The 22,824-nt window shown below is 69.2% G+C and carries 23 protein-coding genes; 14 read left to right on the forward strand and 9 right to left on the reverse strand.

Going from position 1 to position 22,824, the window contains the following annotated elements:
* Positions 1–75 precede the first annotated feature (75 nt).
* Positions 76–663, reverse strand: coding sequence for a histidine phosphatase family protein (locus BLT59_RS22435; RefSeq protein WP_091785728.1), 588 nt, complete (start codon positions 661–663; stop codon positions 76–78).
* Between the two features lie 96 nt (positions 664–759).
* Between BLT59_RS22435 and BLT59_RS22440 the strand changes: the two genes are divergently transcribed.
* Positions 760–1,752, forward strand: a complete 993-nt coding sequence (locus BLT59_RS22440; protein WP_091785731.1) for a polyphosphate kinase 2 family protein — start codon at positions 760–762, stop codon at positions 1,750–1,752.
* A gap of 16 nt (positions 1,753–1,768) precedes the next feature.
* Positions 1,769–2,923 carry an AAA family ATPase gene (locus BLT59_RS22445; RefSeq protein ID WP_091785733.1) on the forward strand — a complete coding sequence of 385 codons (1,155 nt, stop codon included), beginning with the start codon at positions 1,769–1,771 and terminating at the stop codon, positions 2,921–2,923.
* Positions 2,924–2,968: 45 nt separating this feature from the next.
* Here the strand turns inward: BLT59_RS22445 and fabI are convergent, their stop codons facing one another.
* Both fabI and BLT59_RS22455 read right to left on the reverse strand, forming a co-directional pair.
* The gene (gene fabI, locus BLT59_RS22450) at positions 2,969–3,793 is read right to left on the reverse strand and encodes an enoyl-ACP reductase FabI (RefSeq protein ID WP_091785736.1); all 825 of its coding nucleotides are present in this window, start codon (positions 3,791–3,793) and stop codon (positions 2,969–2,971) included.
* Positions 3,794–3,923: 130 nt separating this feature from the next.
* Positions 3,924–4,862: a DnaJ C-terminal domain-containing protein gene (locus tag BLT59_RS22455; protein WP_091785739.1), complete on the reverse strand. Its 939-nt coding sequence runs from the start codon at positions 4,860–4,862 to the stop codon at positions 3,924–3,926.
* Positions 4,863–5,102: 240 nt separating this feature from the next.
* On the opposite strand from BLT59_RS22455, the gene BLT59_RS22460 reads away from it, so the two are divergent.
* Both BLT59_RS22460 and BLT59_RS31435 read left to right on the forward strand, forming a co-directional pair.
* A complete protein-coding gene (locus tag BLT59_RS22460) occupies positions 5,103–5,486 on the forward strand; it encodes a VOC family protein (protein WP_091785741.1) in 384 nt (127 codons plus the stop codon).
* Positions 5,486–5,650 (forward strand): hypothetical protein, encoded by a 165-nt coding sequence (locus tag BLT59_RS31435; RefSeq protein ID WP_175544096.1) that lies wholly within the window; start codon positions 5,486–5,488, stop codon positions 5,648–5,650. The genes BLT59_RS22460 and BLT59_RS31435 overlap by 1 nt, the downstream gene beginning before the upstream one ends.
* Before the next feature lie 155 nt (positions 5,651–5,805).
* Here the strand turns inward: BLT59_RS31435 and BLT59_RS22465 are convergent, their stop codons facing one another.
* The gene (locus BLT59_RS22465) at positions 5,806–6,585 is read right to left on the reverse strand and encodes a Crp/Fnr family transcriptional regulator (RefSeq protein ID WP_091785744.1); all 780 of its coding nucleotides are present in this window, start codon (positions 6,583–6,585) and stop codon (positions 5,806–5,808) included.
* 135 nt (positions 6,586–6,720) lie between these two features.
* Complete coding sequence (locus tag BLT59_RS22470; RefSeq protein WP_091785748.1) at positions 6,721–7,605, reverse strand: glycoside hydrolase family 25 protein; 885 nt, start codon at positions 7,603–7,605, stop codon at positions 6,721–6,723.
* 202 nt (positions 7,606–7,807) lie between these two features.
* On the opposite strand from BLT59_RS22470, the gene BLT59_RS22475 reads away from it, so the two are divergent.
* Positions 7,808–8,251 carry a DUF488 domain-containing protein gene (locus BLT59_RS22475; protein WP_091785751.1) on the forward strand — a complete coding sequence of 148 codons (444 nt, stop codon included), beginning with the start codon at positions 7,808–7,810 and terminating at the stop codon, positions 8,249–8,251.
* A gap of 7 nt (positions 8,252–8,258) precedes the next feature.
* Here the strand turns inward: BLT59_RS22475 and BLT59_RS22480 are convergent, their stop codons facing one another.
* The 4 genes from BLT59_RS22480 to BLT59_RS22495 form a co-directional block, all read right to left on the reverse strand.
* Positions 8,259–8,633, reverse strand: a complete 375-nt coding sequence (locus BLT59_RS22480) for a DUF6894 family protein (protein WP_091785754.1) — start codon at positions 8,631–8,633, stop codon at positions 8,259–8,261.
* Positions 8,634–8,680: 47 nt separating this feature from the next.
* Positions 8,681–8,917, reverse strand: a complete 237-nt coding sequence (locus BLT59_RS22485; RefSeq protein ID WP_091785757.1) for a hypothetical protein — start codon at positions 8,915–8,917, stop codon at positions 8,681–8,683.
* A 113-nt stretch (positions 8,918–9,030) separates the two neighbouring features.
* A complete protein-coding gene (locus BLT59_RS22490) occupies positions 9,031–9,948 on the reverse strand; it encodes a response regulator transcription factor (protein WP_175544097.1) in 918 nt (305 codons plus the stop codon).
* On the reverse strand, positions 9,941–13,315 hold the full coding sequence (locus BLT59_RS22495; RefSeq protein WP_091785761.1) for a hybrid sensor histidine kinase/response regulator: 3,375 nt from the start codon (positions 13,313–13,315) through the stop codon (positions 9,941–9,943). Before BLT59_RS22495 ends, BLT59_RS22490 begins: the two co-directional genes overlap by 8 nt.
* A gap of 256 nt (positions 13,316–13,571) precedes the next feature.
* Here BLT59_RS22495 and urtA point away from each other — a divergent pair, with 256 nt between their 5' ends.
* The 9 genes from urtA (at position 13,572) to BLT59_RS22540 (ending at position 22,787) form a co-directional block, all read left to right on the forward strand.
* Complete coding sequence (gene urtA, locus BLT59_RS22500; protein ID WP_091785764.1) at positions 13,572–14,840, forward strand: urea ABC transporter substrate-binding protein; 1,269 nt, start codon at positions 13,572–13,574, stop codon at positions 14,838–14,840.
* Positions 14,841–15,037: 197 nt separating this feature from the next.
* Positions 15,038–15,964, forward strand: coding sequence for an urea ABC transporter permease subunit UrtB (gene urtB / locus BLT59_RS22505; protein WP_091785858.1), 927 nt, complete (start codon positions 15,038–15,040; stop codon positions 15,962–15,964).
* Positions 15,965–15,977: 13 nt separating this feature from the next.
* Positions 15,978–17,150 (forward strand): urea ABC transporter permease subunit UrtC, encoded by a 1,173-nt coding sequence (gene urtC, locus BLT59_RS22510; RefSeq protein WP_091785767.1) that lies wholly within the window; start codon positions 15,978–15,980, stop codon positions 17,148–17,150.
* Between the two features lie 7 nt (positions 17,151–17,157).
* A complete protein-coding gene (urtD, locus tag BLT59_RS22515; protein WP_091785770.1) occupies positions 17,158–17,943 on the forward strand; it encodes an urea ABC transporter ATP-binding protein UrtD in 786 nt (261 codons plus the stop codon).
* A gap of 2 nt (positions 17,944–17,945) precedes the next feature.
* Complete coding sequence (gene urtE / locus BLT59_RS22520) at positions 17,946–18,710, forward strand: urea ABC transporter ATP-binding subunit UrtE (protein WP_244514110.1); 765 nt, start codon at positions 17,946–17,948, stop codon at positions 18,708–18,710.
* Between the two features lie 9 nt (positions 18,711–18,719).
* A complete protein-coding gene (locus BLT59_RS22525; protein WP_091785773.1) occupies positions 18,720–19,739 on the forward strand; it encodes an alpha/beta fold hydrolase in 1,020 nt (339 codons plus the stop codon).
* A gap of 65 nt (positions 19,740–19,804) precedes the next feature.
* Positions 19,805–21,034 carry a formamidase gene (gene fmdA, locus BLT59_RS22530; RefSeq protein ID WP_091785775.1) on the forward strand — a complete coding sequence of 410 codons (1,230 nt, stop codon included), beginning with the start codon at positions 19,805–19,807 and terminating at the stop codon, positions 21,032–21,034.
* Between the two features lie 198 nt (positions 21,035–21,232).
* On the forward strand, positions 21,233–21,550 hold the full coding sequence (locus BLT59_RS22535) for an FmdB family zinc ribbon protein (protein WP_091785778.1): 318 nt from the start codon (positions 21,233–21,235) through the stop codon (positions 21,548–21,550).
* Positions 21,551–21,731: 181 nt separating this feature from the next.
* The gene (locus BLT59_RS22540) at positions 21,732–22,787 is read left to right on the forward strand and encodes an aliphatic amidase (RefSeq protein ID WP_091785781.1); all 1,056 of its coding nucleotides are present in this window, start codon (positions 21,732–21,734) and stop codon (positions 22,785–22,787) included.
* Positions 22,788–22,824: the final 37 nt, after the last annotated feature.

The raw sequence follows: 22,824 nt of genomic DNA on the forward strand, positions 1-22,824 counted from the left end.
GCCTACCGTGGCCGCCCTATAGCCTGCCGATCATGCCGTTATCGAGGCGGCTTTGCACTGCGCCGGCGCACGGGATCAAGCCCAGCGCCAGCCGCCGGGCTCGAGGATCAGCACCTCGCCCTGGCGGATGCCGAGGCGGGGCGCGGCGTAGATGTCGAGATGGCCGAGGGCCACCAGGGCCGCCCGCGCGACGCCGCCATGGGCGACGACGACCGTGTCCCTGTCGAGGCCCGCGATCATCGGGCCGACGCGCTCGACCAGGGCGGCATAGCTCTCGCCACCCTGGCCGGGCGGCCGGTAATGCCAGCGATCCCGGTCGCGGCCGGCCGCCCCGGCCGGGTCGCGGCGGCGGATCTCAGCCCAGGTGGAGCCTTCCCAGCTGCCGAAGCCGATCTCCCGCAGCCGGGGATCGATGCGGTAGCCGTCCGGGTCCAGGCCGAGGGCGCCCCGCAGGATCTCCATGGTCCGCCGGGTGCGCTTGAGCGGGCTCGCGACGAAATCGGCCTCCGCCAGGGTCGGGCCGGCCGCGGCGGCGAGGCGCTCCGCGACGGCGGCCGCCTGTGTCTCGCCCTGGCTGTTGAGATCGGTGTCGCGGCTACCCTGAAGGCGTCCCTCGGCGTTCCAGGCTGTCTGGCCGTGCCGGATGAAGTAGATCGTACCCAACCGTCTCAACCCCGTCCTGCGCAGGCATCCGGAACGGCCTGGATCGCCGGCCGTTCTCGCCGTCGGTCGGCTATATCCGGAACCAGGTCCTGCCCCATGTCCAAGAAGCACGGCAAGCATCAACGCGGCCACAAACGCGGTGACGGCATGACAGGCGAGGCCGATCTGCATGGTCCCACGGTGGATCACCGCCCGTCCACGGCCCGCTGGGCCGACAGCGTCGACACGCTGGCCCTGTCCGCCCCGTCGGCTCTGGGCCATCACAGGCCGGTCCCGATCCGCGCCGCGCCGGGCATCGTGACGGTGGCGCCGGGCGCCGCCTTCGACCTCGGAACGGTGGATCCCGACGACGACGGCGGCCTCGACAAGGACTGGGCGAAGGACGCCCTCGCCACGGAGCGCGAGCGCATCGTCGCGCTCCAGGAACGCCTCTACGCCGAGCGCGCCCGCAGCCTGCTTCTCGTCTTCCAGGCCATCGATACCGGCGGCAAGGACGGCACGATCCGCTCGGTCCTCAAGGGCGTGAACCCGCAGGGCTGCACGGTGGCCTCGTTCAAGGTGCCCTCGAGCGAGGAGCTCGATCACGACTTCCTGTGGCGCTACCATGCCCGGGTGCCGGGGCGCGGCCTGATCGGGGTCTTCAACCGCAGCCACTACGAGGACGTGCTCGTGGTGCGGGTGAAGGGCCTCGTGCCGGACGCGGTCTGGCAGAGCCGCTACGGCCGGATCAACGACTTCGAGCGCCTGCTCACGGAATCCGGCACGACGGTCGTCAAGTTCTTCCTGCACATCTCGAAGGCGGAGCAGAAGAAGCGCCTGGAGGCCCGGATCGCCGACCCGGAGAAGCACTGGAAATTCGATCCGGCCGATCTGGTCGAGCGGAAATCCTGGGATTCCTATCAGCAGGCCTTCGCGGACGCCCTCGGCCGCTGCTCGACGCCCCATGCGCCGTGGCTGGTGGTGCCGGCCAACCACAAGTGGTTCCGCAACTACGTGATCGCCCGGACCGTGGCGGATACGCTCGAAGCCATGGACCCGCGATTCCCCGAGGCCGCCAAAGGCATCGCGGATCTGACGGTGCCCGACTGAGGCAGGGGAGCACGCGATGCTGGTGGTTCGGGAGATCGCGGTCTCGGGCTACCGGTCGCTGCGGCGGATCAGCGTCCCGGTCGATCCGTTGTCGGTCTTCGTCGGGGGCAACGGCACGGGGAAGACCAACCTCTACCGGTCGCTCGAATTGCTGCAGGCGGCGGCCCGGGGCACGCTCACGCGCGATCTGGCCGCGGAGGGCGGCATGGATTCGGCCCTCTGGGCCGGCCGCCGCCGGCAGGGCGAGACCGCCCGGATCTGCCTGTCGGCCACCCTGCGCCACGACGCCACCGCCCAGGACTTCGTCTACGCGGTGGAGATCGGGCTGGTGGAGCAAAGCGGGGGCAAGACCGTCGGGGCCGCCTTCCTGCTGGAGCCACAGATCAAGACCGAGCGCCTGACGGTCCGCACCCGAGGCCGCACGGCGGTGATCCTCGACCGCGACCGGCGCACCGGCTTCGTCCGCGACGATGCCGGCCGCAAGCGCTCCCTCGGCCACGACCTGCTGCCGACCGAGACCGCGCTGGGCAGCCTCCTCGACGCCACGGGGCATCCCGAGATCGCCCTCGTCCGCCTCGCCCTGGCGGGGTGGCGCTTCCACCATGATTTCCGGACGGATGCCGAGTCGCCCCTGCGCCGGCCCTGCCTCGCGGTGACGACGCCGACCCTCGCCTCCGACGGCTCGGACCTGGCCGCCGTCTTCGCCACCCTGGCGCATATCCGGCAGGACACCGCCGAGATCGACGACGCCGTCGACGGAGCCTTCCCGGGCGCCGGGCTCGTGATCCCGAGACCCAGCCGTCACGCCAGCTTCGGCCTGCGATTCCCCGACTTCCCGGCCCGGATCTTCGATCCGCCGGAATTGTCGGACGGCACCCTGCGCTACCTCGCCCTGGCCGGTGCCCTGCTCGGCTACCGGCTGCCGCCGTTCATCGCGTTAAACGAGCCCGAGACCAGCCTCCATCCCGATCTCATGGACCCGCTGGCGCGGCTGATCGCCCGGGCGGCGCAGCGCACGCAGGTCTGGCTCGTCACGCATTCGGAGCGGCTCGCGGCGCGAATCGCCGAGCACGGGAGCGTTCGGCCGCGGATCGTCATCAAGCGCGACGGCGAGACCTGGATCGACGGGCTCAAGCGCTCGGGGGAATTCGCCGAGGCGGACGAGGATTGAGCCCGGCCCGCCCGGGTCGTTCGCGCAGCGACGCGGCGGCGCGACTCAATCCTTGTCGAGGGTAAGGTCCGGCGCGTCGGGATTCTTCATGCCGACGACGTGGTAGCCGGCATCCACGTGGAGGATCTCGCCGGTCATGCCGGCCGCCATGTCGGAGACGAGGTAGGATGCGGTCTCACCGACCTCCCCGATGGTCACGGTCCGCCGCAGGGGCGCGTTGTACTCGTTCCACTTCAGGATGTAGCGGAAATCGCCGATCCCGGAGGCGGCGAGCGTCTTGATCGGGCCGGCCGAGATCGCATTGACCCGGATGTTCTTCGGGCCGAGATCGGCCGCGAGGTAGCGCACCGACGCCTCGAGCGCCGCCTTGGCCACGCCCATCACGTTGTAGTGCGGCATCCACTTCTCGGCGCCGTAATAGGTCAGCGTCACGAGGGAGCCACCCGGGCGCATGATCTTCTCGGCGCGCTGGGCCACGGCGGTGAACGAGTAGCACGAGACGAGGAGCGACTTGGTGAAGTTGTCCTCGGAGGTCTCGATGTAGCGGCCGGTCAGCTCGTCCTTGTCGGAGAAGGCGACGCAGTGGACGACGAAGTCGATGCCCTCGGGGAAGACCCTCGCGGCCTCCGCGAAGACCGCGTCGATCGTCGCCGACTCGGTGACGTCGCAATGCCCGATGACGTGGGCGTCGAGTTCCTTGGCCAGGGGCTCGACGCGCTTGCGCAGAGCGTCGCCCTGATAGGTGAAGGCCAGTTCCGCCCCGTGGGCGCGGGCACTGCGGGCGATGCCCCAGGCGATCGAGCGGTTGTTGGCGACCCCGAGGACGATGCCCCGCTTGCCCGCCAGAAGGCCCTGCCCGTGTTCCGCCATGATCGATCCCGAAGCCGCGCGACCCCTCTCGGGGCCGGGGGGCCTCCTTAGCGGAGGCAGCCCGGCGACGGAAGTCCGGGGCGCCACCGAGCGCCGTCGAGGCGGCGCCGGCGGCGTGGTCGGAGGCGCGTCAGGCCGCCTTCGTGGCCCGTCGGCCCTGCGCGAAGTCCGTCAGGGCCGCATCCTCGCCCTCCGGCAGGACGATCGCCGTGGTGGCGAACAGGTCGCCGCGGGTGCCGTCCTTCTTCGGCAGGCCCTTGCCGCGCAGGCGGAAGGTGCGGCCGGAACTCGTCATCGCCGGGATCTTCATCTCGACGGCGCCGGTGAGGGTCGGCACGCGGATCGTGCCGCCGAGCACGGCATCCTCGAGGGGAACGTCGACGGTGGTGCGCAGATCGGCACCCTCGACGGTGAAGCGCGGATGCGGCCGGATCCGGATCGTGAGGAGGGCATCGCCCGGCTCACCCCGCATGCCGCCGCTCTGGCCGAGGCCGCGCAACCGGATGGTCTGGCCGTCGATCACGCCGCGGGGAATCACCACGTCGACCTCCCGGCCGGTGGGCAAAGCGAGGCGCAGCTTCTCCTCGCTGGCGACCTGCTCCAGGGTCACCGCCAGTTCCGCGGCGACGTCGTCGCCCTTGGCCGCCTGGCGCTGGCCGCCCGGGCCGGCCCCGCCAGCGCGGAAGGCCTCGCCGAAGATGTGCGAGAAGATGTCCTCGCCCATACCTCCGCCCATACCGCCGCCCATGCTGCCGCCGCGTTGGGCGCGGGCCATGTTCTCGAAGTCGAAATTGCCACCGCGTCCGCCGCCGAAGCCGCCGAACCCTTCGAAACCGGTCGCGCGCGGCTTGCCCTCGGCGTCGATCTCGCCGCGGTCGAACTGCTTGCGCTTCTCGGCGTCGCCCAGGATTTCGTAGGCCGAATTCGCCTCGGCGAAACGGTCCTTGGCCTTCACGTCGTTCTTGTTGCGGTCGGGGTGGAAGTCCTTGGCGAGCTTGCGATAGGCCTTCTTGATCTCGGCCTCGCTCGCCCCCTTGGCCACGCCCAGCACGTCGTAGGGATTGCGCATGGATCTCTTGGCTGTGCGGTTGGCTCTGCGATGTCGCGTCGCCACCGGGATGTGGGATGGATGTTGCATCCCTGCAACGGTCCTGGCGGCGAAAGTCTGCGGGTTCGCGCCGAACGTCAAGCCGCCACCCTCGCCGCGGATGCAGGCGGGCCCTATCGTCGGACGCGGCGCGCAATGGCGCCTCCGGTGCGCTCGGGCCCGGGGCCGAGTTCACTGGAATCACCCGAGGCCGGAGAGCCGATGCACTACGCCTGCGACCACCTCCACCTGCGCAGCCGCGACGCCGTCTCGGCTGCATCCTTCTACGTCGAGACCTTCGGAGCGCGGGAGGTGAAGCGCGTCGGCGCGGATCCGGTTCAGCGTGTCGTGCTCGACCTCGGCGGTCTCGCCGTCTTCATCGAGCAGGCCCCGGCGGAGACCGCGCCCGCATCCGCCACGCCCTGCCTCGGGATCGAACATGTCGGGCTGCGCGTCGCCGATATCGAGGCCGCGATGCACGATCTCACCGCCCGGGGCGTGACGGTGCGGACCGGCATCACCGAGCGCGGTCCCGGCCTGCGAATCGCCTTCGTGGAGGGCCCCGACGGCGCGCTGATCGAGATCCTGGAGCGGAAGTCGGTCTGATGCCGCCGAGGGCCGGCCGCCGCGCCTCCCCGGCTGCGGCGCAGATACTGCGGCTGGTCGCCTCCGACGAGGCGGCAGCGCGTCCGGTCACGGATGCGGCCGGCGGCACGGCCGCGCTTTCCGGCCGGGTCGAGCGGGTGCTCGCGGCGATGCGGACCGCCTAGCCCGACCTGACCGCCGATCCAGGCAGCCCGGGGCCCACCTCCGCGTCGCCGGCCGACAGGATGCAGGCGCAGACCGGCATCCCGTACATCCTGCTCGACAGGAGCTCCGCGAAGGCGCCGGAGGCCGACCGGCAATGCGGCGCCGCGCCGGGCCGTCAGGCCGAGGCGGATGTCCCGACAGCCTCGACCGGCTGGATCCGGGCATGCCGATGGGCGCCGTAGACCGCGCCAAGCACCGCCTCGCAATGGAGCTGGACGCGGGCATGGCACTCGCAGGCGGCGGCCGAGACGGCGCGGCGGTCGAGGATGGTGATGCGCCCCCGGCCCACCCGGATGAGCCCCTGCTCCTGCAGCACCCGCAGGATCCGGGTGAGGTAGGTACGCTGGACGCCGAGCATCGAGGCCAGGACCTCGTGGGTGATCGGAAGGGTATCGACGCCCGTCCGATCCTGCAGCGACAACAGCCAGCGGAGGCAGCGCTGCTCGATCGGATGCAGGGCGTTGCAGGCCCCGATCTGGATCAGCTGGGCCAGGAAACAATCGGCGTAGCGCGCGAAGAGGTCGCGCAGGGTGTCCGACTGGCCTTCGGCCTGCCGCAGGCGCTCGGCTTCGAGGCGCAGGACCGGTCCGCCGACCTGCACGAGCCCGCTGACCGCCGGCGGCAACCGACCCTGGCCGATAAAGCCGCCGACCGCCCCGTCATGGCCGACGCTCGCGGTCTCAGCCATCCGGCCGTCCCGTGTGGCGACCACCAGCGCCACGACGGCCTGCTCGCGGGGGAAGAGCACGTAGCTCGCCGCGGAGCCCGCAACGAGCACCGTGTCTCCCTTGACGAAGGTCAGCGGCTCCAGATGGGGCGCGATCAGCGCATGATCCGAATCCGACAGCGCGTCGAGGAGCAGATTGCCGGTGGAGGCGGCAGTTTCGATCGGCATTGGGGGCGGAGAGGTGCGGGAGGAGAGTTTCCCGTCAGGATCCTCTCGAGGCTCACCCGCCGAAGAGCGGGCCCCTCTGCCATACCGCGCGCTCTGCGCCCCTGAACTAACCTAGGTTTCGCTGAACCCGTTCATCTACTTGTCCGTGCAGAGACCCTGTTCCGAAAGCCGCTTGTGTTCGCGCGGATCGCAGTCGGTCGTCAGGAACGAGGCCCAGTCCGACGGGGTCCCGTAGAAGGCGTTGCGGTCGACGTCACCGCGCACGCCCGGAACCCGGCCCGTGGAGGTGAACTGCCACAGCATCCACTTGCGGTTGACGAAGCGCTGCTCCGGCTCGGCCGCGGTGGAGCGCAGCCAGTGCGGGTAATCGGGGAGTTCGCCCTCCAGCACGTCCTTGTGGAAGGTGATGTCGGTGTAGATGATCGGGCGCTTGCCGGTGTAGCGCTCCATCTCCTCCAGCATCTCGGTGACCATCGCCAGGGCCTGGGCCTTGGGCAGCTTCTTCGGGCAGGTCTGCGAGTGGCCGTTCCACTCGACGTCGAGGACCGGCGGGAGGGCGCTGGGATCGTTCGGGACGTTCTTCTTGAACCAGTCCATCTGCTCCCGGGCGGAGCGGCACCAGAACACGAAATGGTAGGCCCCGCGCGGAACGCCGGCCCGCGCCGCGCCGTCCCAGTTGGTCCGGAAGCGCTCGTCGACGTGGTCGCCGCCCTCGGTGGCCTTGATGAAGGCGAACTGGGTGCCGGCGGCCCGGACCGAGGCCCAGTCGACATTGCCCTGCCACTTCGAGATGTCGATGCCCTGGATCGGGTGGAGCTTGGCCTTGGCCACCCCCGGATGCGGCTTGGCGTCGCCCTTCGTGGGATAGAAGTCGTTGTTCGACGCGCAGGCCGCGAGTCCGGCCAGGATCGCGGCGGCGGCGAACCGCCCGGCGAGGCGCCGGGCCGGCTTCAGGCGACTGGTCAGGCCCCGAACGAGGTCTTCGATCGGCGAACGCGAAAGCGTGTAGATCCGCGACATCAGTGTTTAGCCCGCCACCGAAGATGCGCCACAGACAGGCGTATTCGATGGCCCCGGCGCGGTTAACGGAGCTTTGCGATCATTGCGGCGGAATTCCGGGACGCGTTGCATCCCCGCGACATACGGCGCCCATCCCCGGCTGGTTCACAGGCCGGCATCCGGCTAAGTCGCGGTCCCGCAACGCGAGTCCGGACGGGCCACCGTGAGTAAGCAACTCTTTACCATAGGCTACGAAGGCCTCGATTCGGAGCGCCTGGTCGGTGTCCTGCGCGCGGCCGGGGTCGCGGTGCTGGCCGATGTCCGGGCGGTGGCGAATTCGCGCAAGCGCGGCTTCTCGAAGGGCGCGCTCGGAACGTCCCTGCGCGAGGCCGGCCTCGGCTACGCGCATCTGCGCAGCCTCGGGACGCCGAAATCCGGCCGGCAGGCGGCCCGGGCCGGGGACGCGGCGCTGATGCGGCGGATCTACTGCGAGGAGGTGCTGGACACCGCCGCCGGGATCGCGGCGCTCGACGACCTCGCGGCGCTGGCCGGGTCGGCGCCGATCTGCCTGCTCTGCTTCGAGCGGGATCCCGCCGGCTGCCACCGGCGCGTGCTGGCCGAACGCCTCGCGCCGCGGGGCTTCGTGGTCAGCGATCTCTACGGTTGAACGGGCTTCAGCGGCCCGACAGGGACGGCGCGCGCATGCCGAGCGCGCCCGCGAGGCGCCGGACCGGGCCGAACGCGGCGGTCAGCCCCAGCGGGGCGGTCTTGCGCGGCGCGCGCGGCCGGCGGCGATCGGCATCCGGGACCGGCTCGACGGGCAGGTACAGCGCGTCGAAGAAGGACATCTCCAGGAGCGTGGCGCCGTCATCGTCGGTGATCACCATGGCCGCCTCCATGAGCCGCGGATCGCCGCCGTGCTGGCGCATCAGGCCCTGCACGATCGTGCGCGCTGTGGCGCGGGCGGCCTCGACGTCCTCGACCCACTGGGCCGCCGAGGCCGGGAGCGAGGCGTTGCCGAGGCGGATGGTGAAATGGGCGCGGACCATGGAGCGCTCCTGGGAGGGAACCGGCGGGGCGCCGCCGGAGACGGGTGTCAGGCGGCCTGGGCGTCGTCGACGGGTTCGTCGCGGGATTCGGCGCCGGGCTCGGACCTCTCGGCCGCGGATTTCGGATCGAAGGCGTCCGCGAGCAGGCCGAGGCGCCGCGCCATGTCGCGCACCTCGTTGAGCGCGATCGACTTCTGGCCTTCCTTCACCGCCCGGGTGATGTCGCTGACCTGCGTGGTGGCGATCCGCTTCAGTTCGTCGGCGAGCTGCTGGCTGGTCATCATCGCATCCGGACCCGGATTGTCGGTCTGAGCCGGGACCGTGGGGCGCCGGCGCTTACCAAGGCGTTTCGCCCGGCCGCGGCGCCTGTGGACAAGATGGGGATCTTCGGCCCGGCTCAGTCCTGCAGATGCCGCGCCGCGATGATCGAGGCGGCGGTGCGGTTCTCCACGCCGAGCTTGGCGTAGATGCCCTCGAGGTGCTTGGTCACGGTCCGGTGGCTGAGCCCCAGGATCTCGCCGATGTCGCGGCTCGACTTGCCCCGGGACAGCCAGAGGAGCACCTCCGCCTCGCGTCCGGTGACCGGCAGGCGCGCCCGCAGCCGCTCGACGCCCGCCGCAAGCGCGTCGCGCGACAGGCGCAGGAGGATCTCGTCCGGGGTGCGGCCGATGAAGCTCAGGGCAAAGGCGGCGCCGTCGCGGTCGGTCAGGGTCAGCGGCTGTGCGGCGCCGGACAGGCAGCCACGGAGCCAGTCGCGGGCCCGGGCGGGCAGTTCGCGCGCGCCGGACGCATCATCGCCGAGCCCGGCCAGCAGCCGCCCGGCCTGGGGCGTCGACCACAGCACGGAGCCGTCCTCCGCGACGGCGAACAGGGTGCGCCCGGCCGTGTCGAGGGCCGCCCGGGCGCTCTGCGCGGCGCGGGCGCTGGCCAGGTGGACGCGAATCCGGGCCAGGATCTCGTCGGGGGCGATGGGCTTGGTGACGTAGTCGATGCCGCCGGCCGACAGGCCCTTCACGATGTGTTCGGTCTCGCTGAGCCCGGTCATGAAGATCACCGGCACGCCGGCGAGCTGCGGCTTGGCCTTGAGCCGCCGGCAGGTCTCGAATCCGTCGAGGCCGGGCATCACCGCGTCGAGCAGGATCACGTCGGGGGTGATCTCGTCCACCAGGGCGAGGGCGAGGTCGCCGCCGACCGCGACCAGCACGGTGGCGCCGGAGCGCTCGATCGCCTCGGTGAGGAAGCTCAGCGTGTCGGGTGAATCGTCGACCACCAGGACGATGTCCCGGTGCGGCTGGACAATCGGCGCCTCAGCCATGGCGGGCGAGCCCCTGCAGGACCGCGAGATAGCGGCGCAGATCGTATCCTTCGACGAGCCCCCGCATCCGGGCGACGAAAGCGGGCGGCACGGACGCGTCCTCCTCCATCTGGGTCAGCTTGGCCTCGATGGCCCGGATATGCCCGATCCGGCCGAGGCGCAGGAGTTCGCCGATGTGCTCGGGCCCGGGCCCCGGCGGGTCGGCGGTCGCCCGGACCGGCTCGGCCCGAGCCGGCGGCGGGCTCTCGGTCCATTCGAGGTGCAGCAGCTTGCCGATCCGCTCCATCACGTCGCGCAGATCGAAGGGCTTGGCGAAGATCGCGTCGTGGGGGGCGTCGTCGCCGCGGATCGGGCTGATCTCGTGGACATTGGCCGACATCATGGCGATCGGACCGGTATGTCCGGCCTGCCGCAGCGCCGCGGCCGCCGCCCAGCCGCTCATCCCTGGCATCGCGATGTCGAGCAGGATCAGGTCGACGCCACCCTGCGCGACCATCGCGAGGCACTCAGGCCCCGAGCCGGCCTCCAGGACGGAGATGCCCTGCGGCTCGAGGATCGCCCGCATCAGGGCCCGGTGGGCGCTGTCGTCGTCGGCCACCAGAACGGCGCGGCGCGCGCCCGCATAGGCGCGGTCCGGCGCCGCCGGCGGCGCGGGCAGGACGATCGGCGCGGGCTGCGCCACGGAGGCCAGCATCAGCCGCAGCCGCGCCTGCGTCCCCCCGCCGGGAGCGGCCGCGACGGTGATCTCGCCGCCGAGGAGCTGCGCCAGCAGGTTGGCGATGGTGAGCCCCAGCCCCGTCCCCGGCGTGCTGCGGGCGGCCGGGGTCGAGCCGCGCTCGAAGGGCTCGAAGATCCGCGCGAGATCCGCCTCCGGGATGCCGGGACCGGTGTCGCGGATCGTGAAGACCGCGATCTGGCTCCGGTAGCTCAGGTCCAGCGAGACGGTGCCGGCTTCCGTGAACTTGATGGCGTTCGACAGCAGGTTGAGCAGCACCTGGCGCAGGCGCTTCTCGTCGGTGGCGACCACCGCGGGCAGGATCTCGGGGCGTGAGAACCGGAATTCCAGTCCGGCCTCCCGGGCCTGGAGCCGCACCATGTCCACCAGCTGGTCGAGGAAGTCGGTCAGCCGCACCTCGTCGCGGTGGATCTGGAGGCGCCCCGCCTCCATGCGCGAGATGTCGAGGAGCCCGTCGATCAGGCCGGACAGGTGCTGGGCGCTGCGCCGGATCACCCGGATCGCGTTGAGGCGGTGCGCGGGGATCGCGGGATCGGCTTCGAGGAGCTGCGCATAGCCCAAAACGGTGGAGAGCGGCGTGCGCAATTCGTGGCTGATGCCCACCACGTAGCGGCTCTTGGCCTGGTTGGCGGCCTCGGCCCGCTCCTTGGCCTCCTGCAGCTTGGCGTCCGTGATCTTATGGGCCGCGATCTCGGCCTCGTAGAGCGCCGTCTGGCGCATCGTCTCGGCCTGGGCCACGCGGCGGCTCTCCTGGGCGAGGACGAACAGCCACGCCACCACGCCGAGGATCACCACCAGCGTGAAGAACACGCTGGTCAGCGCGGTGCGTAAAAAGTCGCGGTGCTCCGGATGCCCGATCGTCGCGCCGGCATGCACGATCCCGAGAATCAGGCCGATCACCGCGCAGAGCGTCAGCATCACCGCGAGGTAGCGGCCGAGCGGCGCACCGATCCAGGCGGCGGTACGGCCCGGCAGGAGCCGGGCGACGGCGGCCTGCGCCTGCACCTCAAGCCGGCCGTGGGGCTTGCACAGATCGCCGCACCGGGCGTCCAGCGAGCAGCAGAGCGAGCAGATCGGGGCGTCATAGGCCGGACAATGGGCCATGTCCTCGCCCTCGAAAGGCAACTCGCAGACCCGGCAGACCACCTCGGCCGCGCCCCAATCCTGCTTCGGAACCCGGGCGAGGTACCAGCGCCCGGCCGTGGCCCAGGCGATTGCCGGGGCCGCGCAGAACGCGATGGCGAGGGTGAGCAGCGGCGCGAAGGGCTGCACGATCGGTCCGAGCCAGCCGAGATAGGCCGCGCCCCCGGCCGCGAGGGCCAGCGCCATCGCGCCGGTCCCGACCGGGTTCACGGCGTAGAGATGGGCGCGCTTGAACTCGATGCCCGGCGGCGAGAGGCCGAGCGGCTTGTTGACCGCGAGGTCTGCGGCGAGGGCCCCGACCCAGGCCGAGACCACCGCGGCGTAGAGCGGCAGGGTGCTCTCGATGGTCTTGTCGATCCCGAGCTCCATCAGGAGCACCGCGATGGCGACGTTGAACACCAGCCAGACCACCCGCCCCGGATGGCTGTGGGTCAGCCGCGAGAAGAAGTTCGACCACGCGATCGAGCCGGCATAGGCGTTGGTGAGGTTGATCTTCAGCTGCGACACGAGGACGAACAGCCCTGTGAGCAGCAAAGCCGCCCGGCTCCCCTCCCCCGTCAGATAGCCGAAGGCGACCGCATACATGCGGGTCGGCTCGGCGGCGTGATCGGGCGGGACGCCGTGGCCCAGCGCCAGGACCGCGAGGGCGGCGCCGAGCAGGATCTTCAGCATCCCGGGCAGGATCCAGCCGGCGCCCCCCGACAGGACCGCCAGCCACCAGCGGCGATCCCGCGGCCCTGACGGCTCCGGCACGAACCGCAGGAAGTCGACCTGCTCGCCGACCTGGGCCAGCAGCGCCAGCAGGACGCCGGTGGCCAGCCCGAACCGGGCGAGGTCGAAGCCGGCACCGCCGCCGTCGAGACCCGGAAAGCGCGCCAGCGCGCGCAGCGGCCCCGCACCCTGCGCCGCCACGAACAACAGCGGCAGCAGGCTCAAGGCGATCCAGAGCGGCTGCGTCCAGATCTGGAACCGGCTGATCAGCCGAATCCCGTAGACCACCAGGGGAATCACCGCACCGGCGCAGAGCAGGTAACCGATGCCGAGCGGCAGCCCGAAGCAGAGTTGCAGCGCCAGCGCCATGATCGCCGCCTCGATGGCGAAGAACAGGAACGTGAAGCTCGCGTAGATGAGGGACGTGACGGTCGAGCCGAGATAGCCGAAGCCGGCGCCGCGGGTCAGGAGGTCCATGTCGACCCCGTACCGGGCGGCATAGACCGTGATCGGGGCCGCGGTGGCGAAGATGATCAGGCCGACGACCAGGACGGCCGCCACGGTGTTGGGGAAGCCCGCCGTCAGCGTCAGGGTCCCGCCGATCGCCTCCAGGGCGAGGAACGAGATCGACCCGAGGGCGGTTTGCGCCACCTCGAGGCTGGACCAGCGGCGCGCCTTCTTGGCCGTGAAGCGGAGGGCGTAATCCTCCAGCGTCTCGTCGGCGACGAAGCGGTTGTAGTCCCGCCGGATGGGGATGATGCGCTGCGGGCCGCTCATCGGGCCCCGATCCGGGCAACCGGCTCGCGCGTCGCGGGCACACGCGCGCGCGAAACACCAAGCACCCGGGCGGTGCTCACCATGTTCGCGCTGCCGGTCACCAGAACCTCAAAGTATTCCGCCGCGATGGTGCACCGCATGCAAGAGCACGGCCATACGCAAAATCGCGTATAGGCCGCAGCGCAACCCAGGACCTAGCCTGCACGCGTCGATCCGGGCCGCCTCTCAAGGCCCGGACGCGAACAGGGTCAGGCACATGGCAGACGACACCGACACTGGCGCCGATCGCGGCTTGCGCTCCCCGCTGCGGCGCAGGCTGCTCATGGGATTGGCCGGCGCCCCGGCGCTGGCGCTGATGCCGCGGGCAGCCTGGGCCGCACCGGCGACCTCGGCCGTGAACACGACGGGCCTCGCGGTGACCGACAGCGAGGTGACGGTCGGCATCCTGCACTCGATCACCGGCACGATGGCGATCTCCGAGACGGGCGCCCAGGAAGCCGAGAAGCTCGCGATCCAGCAGATCAACGACGCCGGCGGCGTGCTCGGCCGCAAGATCAAGATCATCCAGGAGGACGGCGCCTCCGACTGGCCGACCTTTGCCGAGAAGGCCAAGAAGCTCCTCGTGAACGACCATTGCGCCGCCGTGATGGGCTGCTGGACCTCGGCGTCCCGCAAGGCGGTGCTGCCGGTGTTCGAGCAGTATAACGGCCTCCTGTACTACCCGACCTTCTACGAGGGCCTGGAGCAGTCGAAGAACGTCTTCTACACCGGCCAGGAGGCCACGCAGCAGATCCTCGCCGGCCTCGACTGGGTCCACAAGGAGAAGGGCGGCGACAGCTTCTACTTCATCGGCTCCGACTACATCTGGCCGCGCACCTCCAACAAGATCGCCCGCAAGCACGTGGAAAACGTGCTCAAGGGCAAGGTCGTCGGCGAGGAGTATTTCCCGCTCGGACACACCCAGTTCAACTCGGTCATCAACAAGATCAAGCTGACCAAGCCGAAGGTGATCTTCGCCGACGTGGTCGGCGGCTCGAACGTGGCGTTCTACAAGCAGCTCAAGGCGGCCGGCATCGACCTGTCGAAGCAGGTTCTGATGACGATCTCGGTCACCGAGGACGAGATCGACGGCATCGGCGGCGAGAACATCGCCGGGGCCTATGCCTGCATGAAGTACTTCCAGTCGATCGACAACGAGAACAACAAGGCCTTCGTCGCGGCCTTCAAGAAGATGTGGGGTGAGAAGACCGTCATCGGCGACGTGACGCAGGCGGCCTATCTCGGCCCGTTCCTGTGGAAGATGGCCTGCGAGAAGGCCGGCTCGTTCGACGTCGACAAGGTGGTGGCGGCCTCGCCGGGCCTGGAATTCAAGGGCGCGCCGGAAGGCTACGTGAAGATCGACGAGAACCATCACCTCTGGTCGAAGACCCGGGTCGGCAAGGCCAAGACCGACGGCCAGTTCGAGATCGTCTACACCAGCCCCGAGCTGATCAAGCCCGATCCGTTCCCGAAGGGATATCAGTAGTCACCTCGTTCGGAGGGGCAAATTCGCCCCTCCCCAGCGTCATCGCGAGCGCAGCGAAGCGACCCAGGGCAGCGGGACTTTCCGGGACGTAGTGCGACCCTGGATTGCTTCGCTCCGCTCGCAAAGACGGTTCCGCCTGTCCCAGGGGCCGTGACGATCCTGCACGAACCACATTCGCTTTGCGGAAGACCGAAACCATGCTCGGCGACTATTCCCTCGGCGACCTCGGCGCGATCTTCGCCATGCAGGGCTTTGCCGGCCTGATCCTGTTCTCCGTCTACCTGCTGATGGCGCTGGGCCTCGCGATCATCTTCGGCCAGATGGGCGTGATCAACATGGCCCACGGGGAGTTCATGATCCTCGGCGCCTACGTCACCTATCTCTGCTCGACCTTCTTCCAGACCTACCTGCCGGCGCTCTTCCCGATCTACTTCTTCATCGCGATGGGCCTGGCGTTCCTCGCCTCCGGGGCCTTGGGGATGCTGGTGGAATGGGGCCTGATCCGGTTCCTCTACAAGCGCCCGCTCGACACCCTGCTCGCCACCTGGGGCCTGTCGCTGATCCTCCAGCAGGCCTACCGGTCGATCTTCGGTGCCCGCGAGGTCGGCGTCGAGCTGCCGTCCTGGCTGATCGGCTCGGTGCAGGTCACCGACACGATCGAAATCCCGATCAACGGCCTGTTCGTCATGGCCGTCACGATCCTGATCACGGTCTGCGTCGCGCTGCTGATCTTCCGCTCGCGCTTCGGCCAGCAGGTCCGCGCCGTGATGTCGAACCGCGCCATGGCAGGTGCGGTGGGCATCGATACCGAGAAGGTCGACCGCTACACGTTCGGCCTCGGCTGCGGCATCGCCGGGGTCGCCGGTTCGGCCTTCACGATGATCGGCTCGACCGGGCCGACCTCGGGCCAGCTCTACATCGTCGACACGTTCCTGATCGTCGTGTTCGGCGGCGCCGCGAGCCTCTTGGGCACCATCGCGTCGGCCTTCTCGATCTCCCAGACCCAGTCGACCCTGGAATTCTTCCTCTCCGGCTCGATGGCCAAGGTGATCACCCTGCTCGCGGTGGTCGGCATCCTGATGCTGAGGCCCCAGGGCCTCTTCACCCTCAAGGTCCGGCGCTGAGGATTTTCTCCCGATGACGAACCCGGTCCAGACCCTCACCAAATCCGTCACCGTCAACGACAACCCGTTCATGAAGCCGGTGGAGTGGCTGAGCTTGGCTCTCCTCGCCGGGGTGATCCTGGTCGTCCTGCCGCTGATGCTCGACGGATTCCGCCTCAACCTCGTCGGCAAGTACCTCACCTACGCGTTCGTCGCCCTCGGGCTGGTGATCTGCTGGGGCTATGCGGGCATCCTGTCCCTCGGACAGGGCGTTTTTTTCGGATTGGGCGGCTACTGCATGGCGATGTACTTGAAGCTGGAGGCTTCAAGCATCGAGAATACGAAGATCCAGTCGACGCCCGGCATTCCGGACTTCATGGACTGGAACCAGATCACCGCCCTCCCCTGGTTCTGGCAGCCGTTCAAGAGCCTGCCGCTGACGCTGATCCTGGCGGTCGCCATCCCGGTCCTGTTCGCGATGCTGATCTCCTTCGCGATGTTCAAGCGCCGGGTCGGCGGCACCTACTTCGCGATCATCACCCAGGCGATCGCCGCGATCCTGACCATCCTGATCGTCGGCCAGCAGGGCTATACCGGCGGCATCAACGGCATCACCGACCTGCGCACCCTCCACGGCTGGGACATCCGCACCGACCACGCGAAGGTGATCCTGTACTTCGTCAACGGCGGCCTGCTGATCGCCTGCATCCTGGCGGCGCAGTACGTGAAGAAGTCGAAGCTCGGCCGCATCCTCGTCGCCATGCGCGACAAGGAGGACCGGGTCCGCTTCTCCGGCTACTCGGTGGCGGGGTTCAAGGTCTTCGCCTTCTGCTTCGCCGCCGGTTTGGCCGCGATCGGCGGCGCGATGTTCACGCTCCAGGTCGGGTTCATGTCGCCCTCCTTCGTGGGCATCGTCCCGTCGATCGAGATGGTGATCTATGCCGCGGTCGGCGGGCGCCTGTCCCTGTTCGGCGCCGTCTGGGGCACGCTGCTCGTCAACTGGGCCAAGACCAGCTTCTCCGAGAGCTTCCCGGACCTCTGGCTGTTCGGCCTCGGCGCCCTGTTCATCGCGGTGGTGCTGGCCTTCCCGAACGGCCTCGCGGGGATCTGGCGGGAGCACATCGAACCGCGCCTCACCCGCCGGGTGAAGGGGCTGCGCGCCCCGCCGCCTGCGATCGTCCCGCCCCACGGCACCCCGGCCGAGTGAGCAAGCCATGAACGCCGCGATCCTCTCCTCCCCCGTGGTCGGCGCCGAGGCGGCCCCGCCCGACTACCTCCTCGCCGTCGAGGCGCTCACGGTCTCGTTCGACGGGTTCAAGGCGGTGAACGACGTGTCGTTCTACGTCGATCCGGACGAGATCCGGGTGATCATCGGTCCGAACGGCGCCGGCAAGACCACGGTCCTCGACCTGATCTGCGGCCGCACCCGGGCCAGCGCCGGCTCGATCAAGTACAAGGGCCAGGAGCTGACCCGGCTCTCCGAGAGCGCGATCGTGCAGGCCGGCGTCGGCCGCAAGTTCCAGACGCCGTCGATCTACGACGACCTGACGGTGTTCGAGAACCTGGAGATCTCGTTCCCCCGCGGCCGCTCGGTCTTCGGCGCGCTGACATTCAAGCGGGACGCCGAGGTCCGCGACCGCATCCACGCCATCGCCGAGACGATCTTCCTGAAGGACCAGCTCAAGGAGCGGGCCGAGTTCCTGAGCCACGGCCAGAAGCAGTGGCTGGAGATCGGCATGCTGCTGATCCAGGATCCGGAGCTGCTGATGCTCGACGAGCCGGTGGCCGGGATGAGCGTCGGCGAGCGGATCAAGACCGCCGAGCTGCTCAACCAGATCATCAAGGGCCGCTCGGTGCTGGTGATCGAGCACGACATGAAGTTCGTCGAGGACATCGCCCACCGGGTGACGGTCCTGCACCAGGGCAAGGTGCTGTCTGAGGGTTCGATGGAGCGGGTCAAGAACGACCCGAAGGTCATCGAAGTTTATTTGGGACATTGACGATGGTCTCGCTCCAGACCGCGCACGCGGCCACCGTCCAGGCCCCCCCGCTCGCCGCGATCCCGTCCGCGACGCCGGCGCTCGCCGTCGAGGACCTGCACGCCGCCTACGGCCAGAGCGAGGTCCTGCACGGGCTGACCTTCTCGGTGGCGCCCGGCGAAATCGTCGCCGTGATGGGCCGCAACGGCATGGGCAAGACCACGCTGATGAAGACCCTGATGGGGCTCGTTCCCGTCAAGGCCGGCTCGATCCAGGTCGAGGGCGCGGACATCGCCGGGCTCAAGAGCCACGCCCGGGTCGCCAGGGGCCTCGCCTACGTGCCGCAGGGCCGGATGATCTTCTCGACCATGACGGTGCAGGAGAACATCGAGACTGGCCTGACGGTCACGGGTGCCCGCAAGGTGCCGCAGGACCTCTACGACATGTTCCCGGTCCTGCTGGAGATGAAGGGACGACGCGGCGGCAACCTCTCGGGCGGGCAGCAGCAGCAGCTCGCCATCGCCCGGGCGCTGGCGAGCCGGCCGAAGGTCCTGCTCCTCGACGAGCCGACCGAGGGCATCCAGCCCTCGATCATCCGCGAGATGGGCCGGACGCTGAAGAAGATCCGCGACCAGCGCGGCCTCTCGATCGTGGTGTCCGAGCAGGTCCTGAGCTTCGCCCTCGACGTCGCCGACCGGGTGATCGTGCTGGAGAACGGCGCCATCGTCCACGAGGCCCCGCGCGACGGCATCGACGAGGCGGCCGTCGCCCGGTTCCTCTCGGTCTAGGGGCGCAGCATGGCCGATCACGAGATCTTCGAACTCGGCGACTTCGTGCTCCAGTGCGGCAAGACGCTGCGCGCGGCCAAGCTCGCCTTCAAGACCTTCGGAACGCTGAGCCCCGCCAAGGACAACGCCATCGTCTACCCGACCTGGTACTCGGGCCAGCACACCGAGAACGAGTGGCTGATCGGCCCCGGCAAGGCGCTCGACCCGGACAAGTACTTCATCATCATCCCGAACATGTTCGGCAACGGGCTCTCGTCCTCGCCGAGCAACACGCCGGCGCCCTGGAACGGGCCGCGCTTCCCCAACGTCACCGCCTACGACAACGTCCGCGCCCAGCACCGCCTCGTCACCGAGCATTTCGGCATCGAGAAACTGGTCCTCGTCACCGGCTGGTCGATGGGCGCGCTCCAGACCTACCACTGGGCGTCGATGTACCCCGACATGGTGCCGAGGATCCTGCCGTTTCAGGGCTCGGCCAAGTGCTCCCGGCACAATTACGTCTTCCTGGAGGGCGCCAAGGCGGCGCTGCAGGCCGACGCCGCCTGGGCGGAGGGCTGGTACACGAGCCCGCCGACGCGGGGCCTGCGCGCCTTCGGCCGGGTCTACGCGGGCTGGGGCCTGTCGCAGACCTTCTACCGGCTCGAGGCCGACATCACCCACATGGGCTACGCCTCGCTGGAGGACTTCCTGATCGGGTTCTGGGAAGGCCTGTTCTACGAACGCGACGCCAACAACCTGCTTGCCATGCTGTGGACCTGGCAGCACGGCGACATCAGCGCGAACGACACCTTCAAGGGCGACTTCAAGGCCGCGCTCGGCGCCATCCGGGCGAAGGCGATCCTGATGCCCGCCTCGACCGACCTGTATTTTCCGCCCGAGGACAACGCCATCGAGGCGGCCGCCATGCCGAACGCGGAACTGCGCGTGATCGACACGTGGTGGGGCCACTTCGCGGGCGGGCCGGGCACAAGCCCGGACGACATCAAGGTCCTCGACGACGCGCTGAAAGAGCTGCTCGCGAGCGGGTGAGAGACGCGCAGCGGCGCGCGGACGGGGCCTGTGCCCCGGTTGAGTCAGGGAGCTGGAGACACGAGATGCCCGAGACGCTGATCAAGGTCGATCTCACGCAATCGGCCTACGACAACGACATGGTGCACAATCGCTGGCACCCCGACATCCCGATGGTGGCCTATGTGAAGCCGGGTGCGGACTTCATCGTCGAGACCTACGACTGGACCGGCGGCTTCATCAAGAACAACGATTCCGCCGACGACGTGCGCGACATCGACCTGTCGATCGTGCACTTCCTCTCGGGTCCGATCGGCGTCGAGGGCGCCGAGCCCGGCGACCTGCTCGTGGTCGACCTCCTCGACATCGGCGCCAAGCCCGAGAGCCAGTGGGGCTTCAACGGCTTCTTCTCCAAGAAGAACGGCGGCGGCTTCCTGACCGAGCATTTCCCGCAGGCCCAGAAGTCGATCTGGGACTTCGAGGGGATGTTCACCAAGTCCCGCCACGTCCCGGGCGTGCGCTTCCCCGGCCTGATCCATCCCGGCCTGATCGGCTGCCTGCCCGATCCGAAGATGCTGGAGACCTGGAACACCCGCGAGAAGGCGCTCTACGACACCGATCCGGAGCGCGTGCCGGCGCTCGCCACCCTCCCCTTCGGGCCGACCGCCCATATGGGCCGCCTGAAGGGCGACGCGAAGGATGCGGCCGCCGCCACGGGCGCCCGCACGGTCCCGCCCCGTGAGCACGGCGGCAATTGCGACATCAAGGATCTGTCGCGCGGCTCGAAGATCTACTTCCCGGTCTACGTGCCCGGCGCCGGCCTCTCCATGGGCGACCTGCATTTCAGCCAGGGCGACGGCGAGATCACCTTCTGCGGCGCCATCGAGATGGCCGGCTGGGTGCATCTCAAGGTCGAGCTGATCAAGGACGGCATGGCCAAGTACGGGATCAAGAACCCGATCTTCAAGCCGTCGCCGATCACGCCGCAATACGACGACCACCTGATCTTCGAGGGCATCTCGGTCGACGAGAGCGGCGGCCAGCACTACCTCGACGTCCATATCGCCTACCGGCAGGCCTGCCTGAACGCGATCGAGTACCTGAAGAAGTTCGGCTACTCGGGCGCGCAGGCCTACTCGATCCTCGGCACGGCGCCCGTCCAGGGCCACATCTCGGGCGTCGTCGACATCCCGAATGCCTGCGCGACGCTCTGGATCCCGACCAAGATCTTCGAGTTCGACATCAACCCCGGCGCCGACGGACCGACCAAGTTCCTCGACGGCTCGATCCAGATGCCGCTCTCGCCGGATCTCTAACCCTCCGGTCGTCCGGTGGGCACTTCGATCCCGCCGGACGCGACCTGCCCCCTCTCCCGTGCGGGAGAGGGTTGGGGTGAGGGACCCGGTCTTTCCGGACAGGTCGCATCCCTCACCCTGTCCCTCTCCCGCACGAGAGAGGGGACCCGCGCAACACCTGACAACACCGCAATTCGGCCCCTCTTCTGGGAGCACCCCATGCCCGTCTACGACTACGCCTGCGAGGCCTGCGGGCCCTTCACGGTGATGCGGCCGATGGCGGAGTTCCGCGAGCCGCATGCCTGCCCGGATTGCGGGGGCACGAGCCAGCGCGCCTTCCTCACCGCGCCGCGCATCGCCGGCATGGATGCGGGCCTCAGGACCGCTCACGCCACCAACGAGCGCAGCCGCCACGCTCCCAAGCGCTCGGGCAGTCACGGGGCGGGCTGCGGCTGCTGCTCACCCAAGAAGACGGGTGCGGCCCCGGCCGCCGCCAAGAGCTTCCCGAAGGCGCGGCCCTGGATGATCAGCCACTGAGGCGGCTTCCCGGGCTTCGCACGCTCTTCCCCTCCCCCTTGTGGGGAGGGGCCAGGGGTGGGGGTGGTTCAGGATCGAGCGTCCCGGTGCCTTCTGCGCCACCCCCACCTCCAACTCCTCCCCACAAGGGGGAGGAGAGCACGTCAGCGCTGAAGACTCACAGGTCGGAGGACATCACGCCATGATGCACGGAGACATCTCGTCCAGCCAGGACAGCGTCGGCGTCGCCGTCGTGAACTACAAGATGCCGCGCCTGCACACCCGCGCGGAGGTGCTGGAGAACGCCAAGGCGATCGGCAAGATGATCGTCGGGATGAAGACCGGCCTGCCCGGCCTCGACCTCGTGATCTTCCCCGAATACTCGACCCACGGCATCATGTACGACGCCGCCGAGATGTACGAGACCGCTTCGACGGTCCCGGGGGCCGAGACGGAGGTCTTCGCCGCCGCCTGCCGGGAGGCCAAGGTCTGGGGCGTGTTCTCCCTCACCGGCGAGCGCCACGAGGAGCACCCGCACAAGGCGCCCTACAACACCCTGATTCTGATGAACGACCAGGGCGAGATCGTCCAGAAGTACCGCAAGATCATGCCCTGGACGCCGATCGAGGGCTGGTATCCGGGCGACCGCACCTACGTGTCGGACGGGCCGAAGGGGCTGAAGATCAGCCTGATCATCTGCGACGACGGCAATTATCCCGAGATCTGGCGCGACTGCGCCATGCGGGGCGCCGAGCTGATCATCCGCTGCCAGGGCTACATGTACCCGGCGAAAGAACAGCAGGTCGTCATCTCGAAGGCGATGGCCTTCGCCAACAATGTCTACGTGGCAGTGTCGAACGCGGCGGGCTTCGACGGCGTCTACACCTATTTCGGCCACTCGGCGATCATCGGCTTCGACGGAAGGACGCTCGGCGAGTGCGGCGAGGAGGAGATGGGCATCCAGTACGCCGCCCTGTCGAAGTTCCTGATCCGGGATTTCCGCGCCCACGGCCAGTCGGAGAACCACCTCTTCAAGCTCCTGCACCGCGGCTACACGGGCATGATCAACTCGAAGGAGAACCGGCACGGGATGTCGGAATGCCCCTACGACTTCTACCGCCGCTGGATCGAGGATCCCGACGGAACCCGCGACGCCGTCCGGGCCATTACCCGTCAGAGCGTCGGCACGGAGGAATGCCCGATCGAGGGCATCCCCTTCGTGGGCAAGGGCGAGGGTGCCCCCGACCCGGCGCGCTGATCGCCGGCCAGGCGCCGTGGGGGGCGGCCCTTGGCCT

This window comes from Methylobacterium sp. UNC378MF (genome assembly GCF_900103195.1).
Lineage (GTDB): Bacteria > Pseudomonadota > Alphaproteobacteria > Rhizobiales > Beijerinckiaceae > Methylobacterium.

Excerpts from the sequence above, each read along its gene's own strand:
- BLT59_RS22440 (WP_091785731.1), top strand. The coding sequence starts at position 760 with ATGTCCAAGAAGCACGGCAAGCATCAACGCGGCCACAAACGCGGTGAC.
- BLT59_RS22445 (WP_091785733.1), top strand. The coding sequence starts at position 1,769 with ATGCTGGTGGTTCGGGAGATCGCGGTCTCGGGCTACCGGTCGCTGCGG.
- fabI (WP_091785736.1), bottom strand. The coding sequence starts at position 3,793 with ATGGCGGAACACGGGCAGGGCCTTCTGGCGGGCAAGCGGGGCATCGTC.
- BLT59_RS22455 (WP_091785739.1), bottom strand. The coding sequence starts at position 4,862 with ATGCGCAATCCCTACGACGTGCTGGGCGTGGCCAAGGGGGCGAGCGAG.
- BLT59_RS22460 (WP_091785741.1), top strand. The coding sequence starts at position 5,103 with ATGCACTACGCCTGCGACCACCTCCACCTGCGCAGCCGCGACGCCGTC.
- BLT59_RS31435 (WP_175544096.1), top strand. The coding sequence starts at position 5,486 with ATGCCGCCGAGGGCCGGCCGCCGCGCCTCCCCGGCTGCGGCGCAGATA.
- BLT59_RS22465 (WP_091785744.1), bottom strand. The coding sequence starts at position 6,585 with ATGCCGATCGAAACTGCCGCCTCCACCGGCAATCTGCTCCTCGACGCG.
- BLT59_RS22470 (WP_091785748.1), bottom strand. The coding sequence starts at position 7,605 with ATGTCGCGGATCTACACGCTTTCGCGTTCGCCGATCGAAGACCTCGTT.
- BLT59_RS22480 (WP_091785754.1), bottom strand. The coding sequence starts at position 8,633 with ATGGTCCGCGCCCATTTCACCATCCGCCTCGGCAACGCCTCGCTCCCG.
- BLT59_RS22485 (WP_091785757.1), bottom strand. The coding sequence starts at position 8,917 with ATGATGACCAGCCAGCAGCTCGCCGACGAACTGAAGCGGATCGCCACC.
- BLT59_RS22490 (WP_175544097.1), bottom strand. The coding sequence starts at position 9,948 with ATGGCTGAGGCGCCGATTGTCCAGCCGCACCGGGACATCGTCCTGGTG.
- BLT59_RS22495 (WP_091785761.1), bottom strand. The coding sequence starts at position 13,315 with ATGAGCGGCCCGCAGCGCATCATCCCCATCCGGCGGGACTACAACCGC.
- urtA (WP_091785764.1), top strand. The coding sequence starts at position 13,572 with ATGGCAGACGACACCGACACTGGCGCCGATCGCGGCTTGCGCTCCCCG.
- urtB (WP_091785858.1), top strand. The coding sequence starts at position 15,038 with ATGCTCGGCGACTATTCCCTCGGCGACCTCGGCGCGATCTTCGCCATG.
- urtC (WP_091785767.1), top strand. The coding sequence starts at position 15,978 with ATGACGAACCCGGTCCAGACCCTCACCAAATCCGTCACCGTCAACGAC.
- urtD (WP_091785770.1), top strand. The coding sequence starts at position 17,158 with ATGAACGCCGCGATCCTCTCCTCCCCCGTGGTCGGCGCCGAGGCGGCC.
- urtE (WP_244514110.1), top strand. The coding sequence starts at position 17,946 with ATGGTCTCGCTCCAGACCGCGCACGCGGCCACCGTCCAGGCCCCCCCG.
- BLT59_RS22525 (WP_091785773.1), top strand. The coding sequence starts at position 18,720 with ATGGCCGATCACGAGATCTTCGAACTCGGCGACTTCGTGCTCCAGTGC.
- fmdA (WP_091785775.1), top strand. The coding sequence starts at position 19,805 with ATGCCCGAGACGCTGATCAAGGTCGATCTCACGCAATCGGCCTACGAC.
- BLT59_RS22535 (WP_091785778.1), top strand. The coding sequence starts at position 21,233 with ATGCCCGTCTACGACTACGCCTGCGAGGCCTGCGGGCCCTTCACGGTG.
- BLT59_RS22540 (WP_091785781.1), top strand. The coding sequence starts at position 21,732 with ATGATGCACGGAGACATCTCGTCCAGCCAGGACAGCGTCGGCGTCGCC.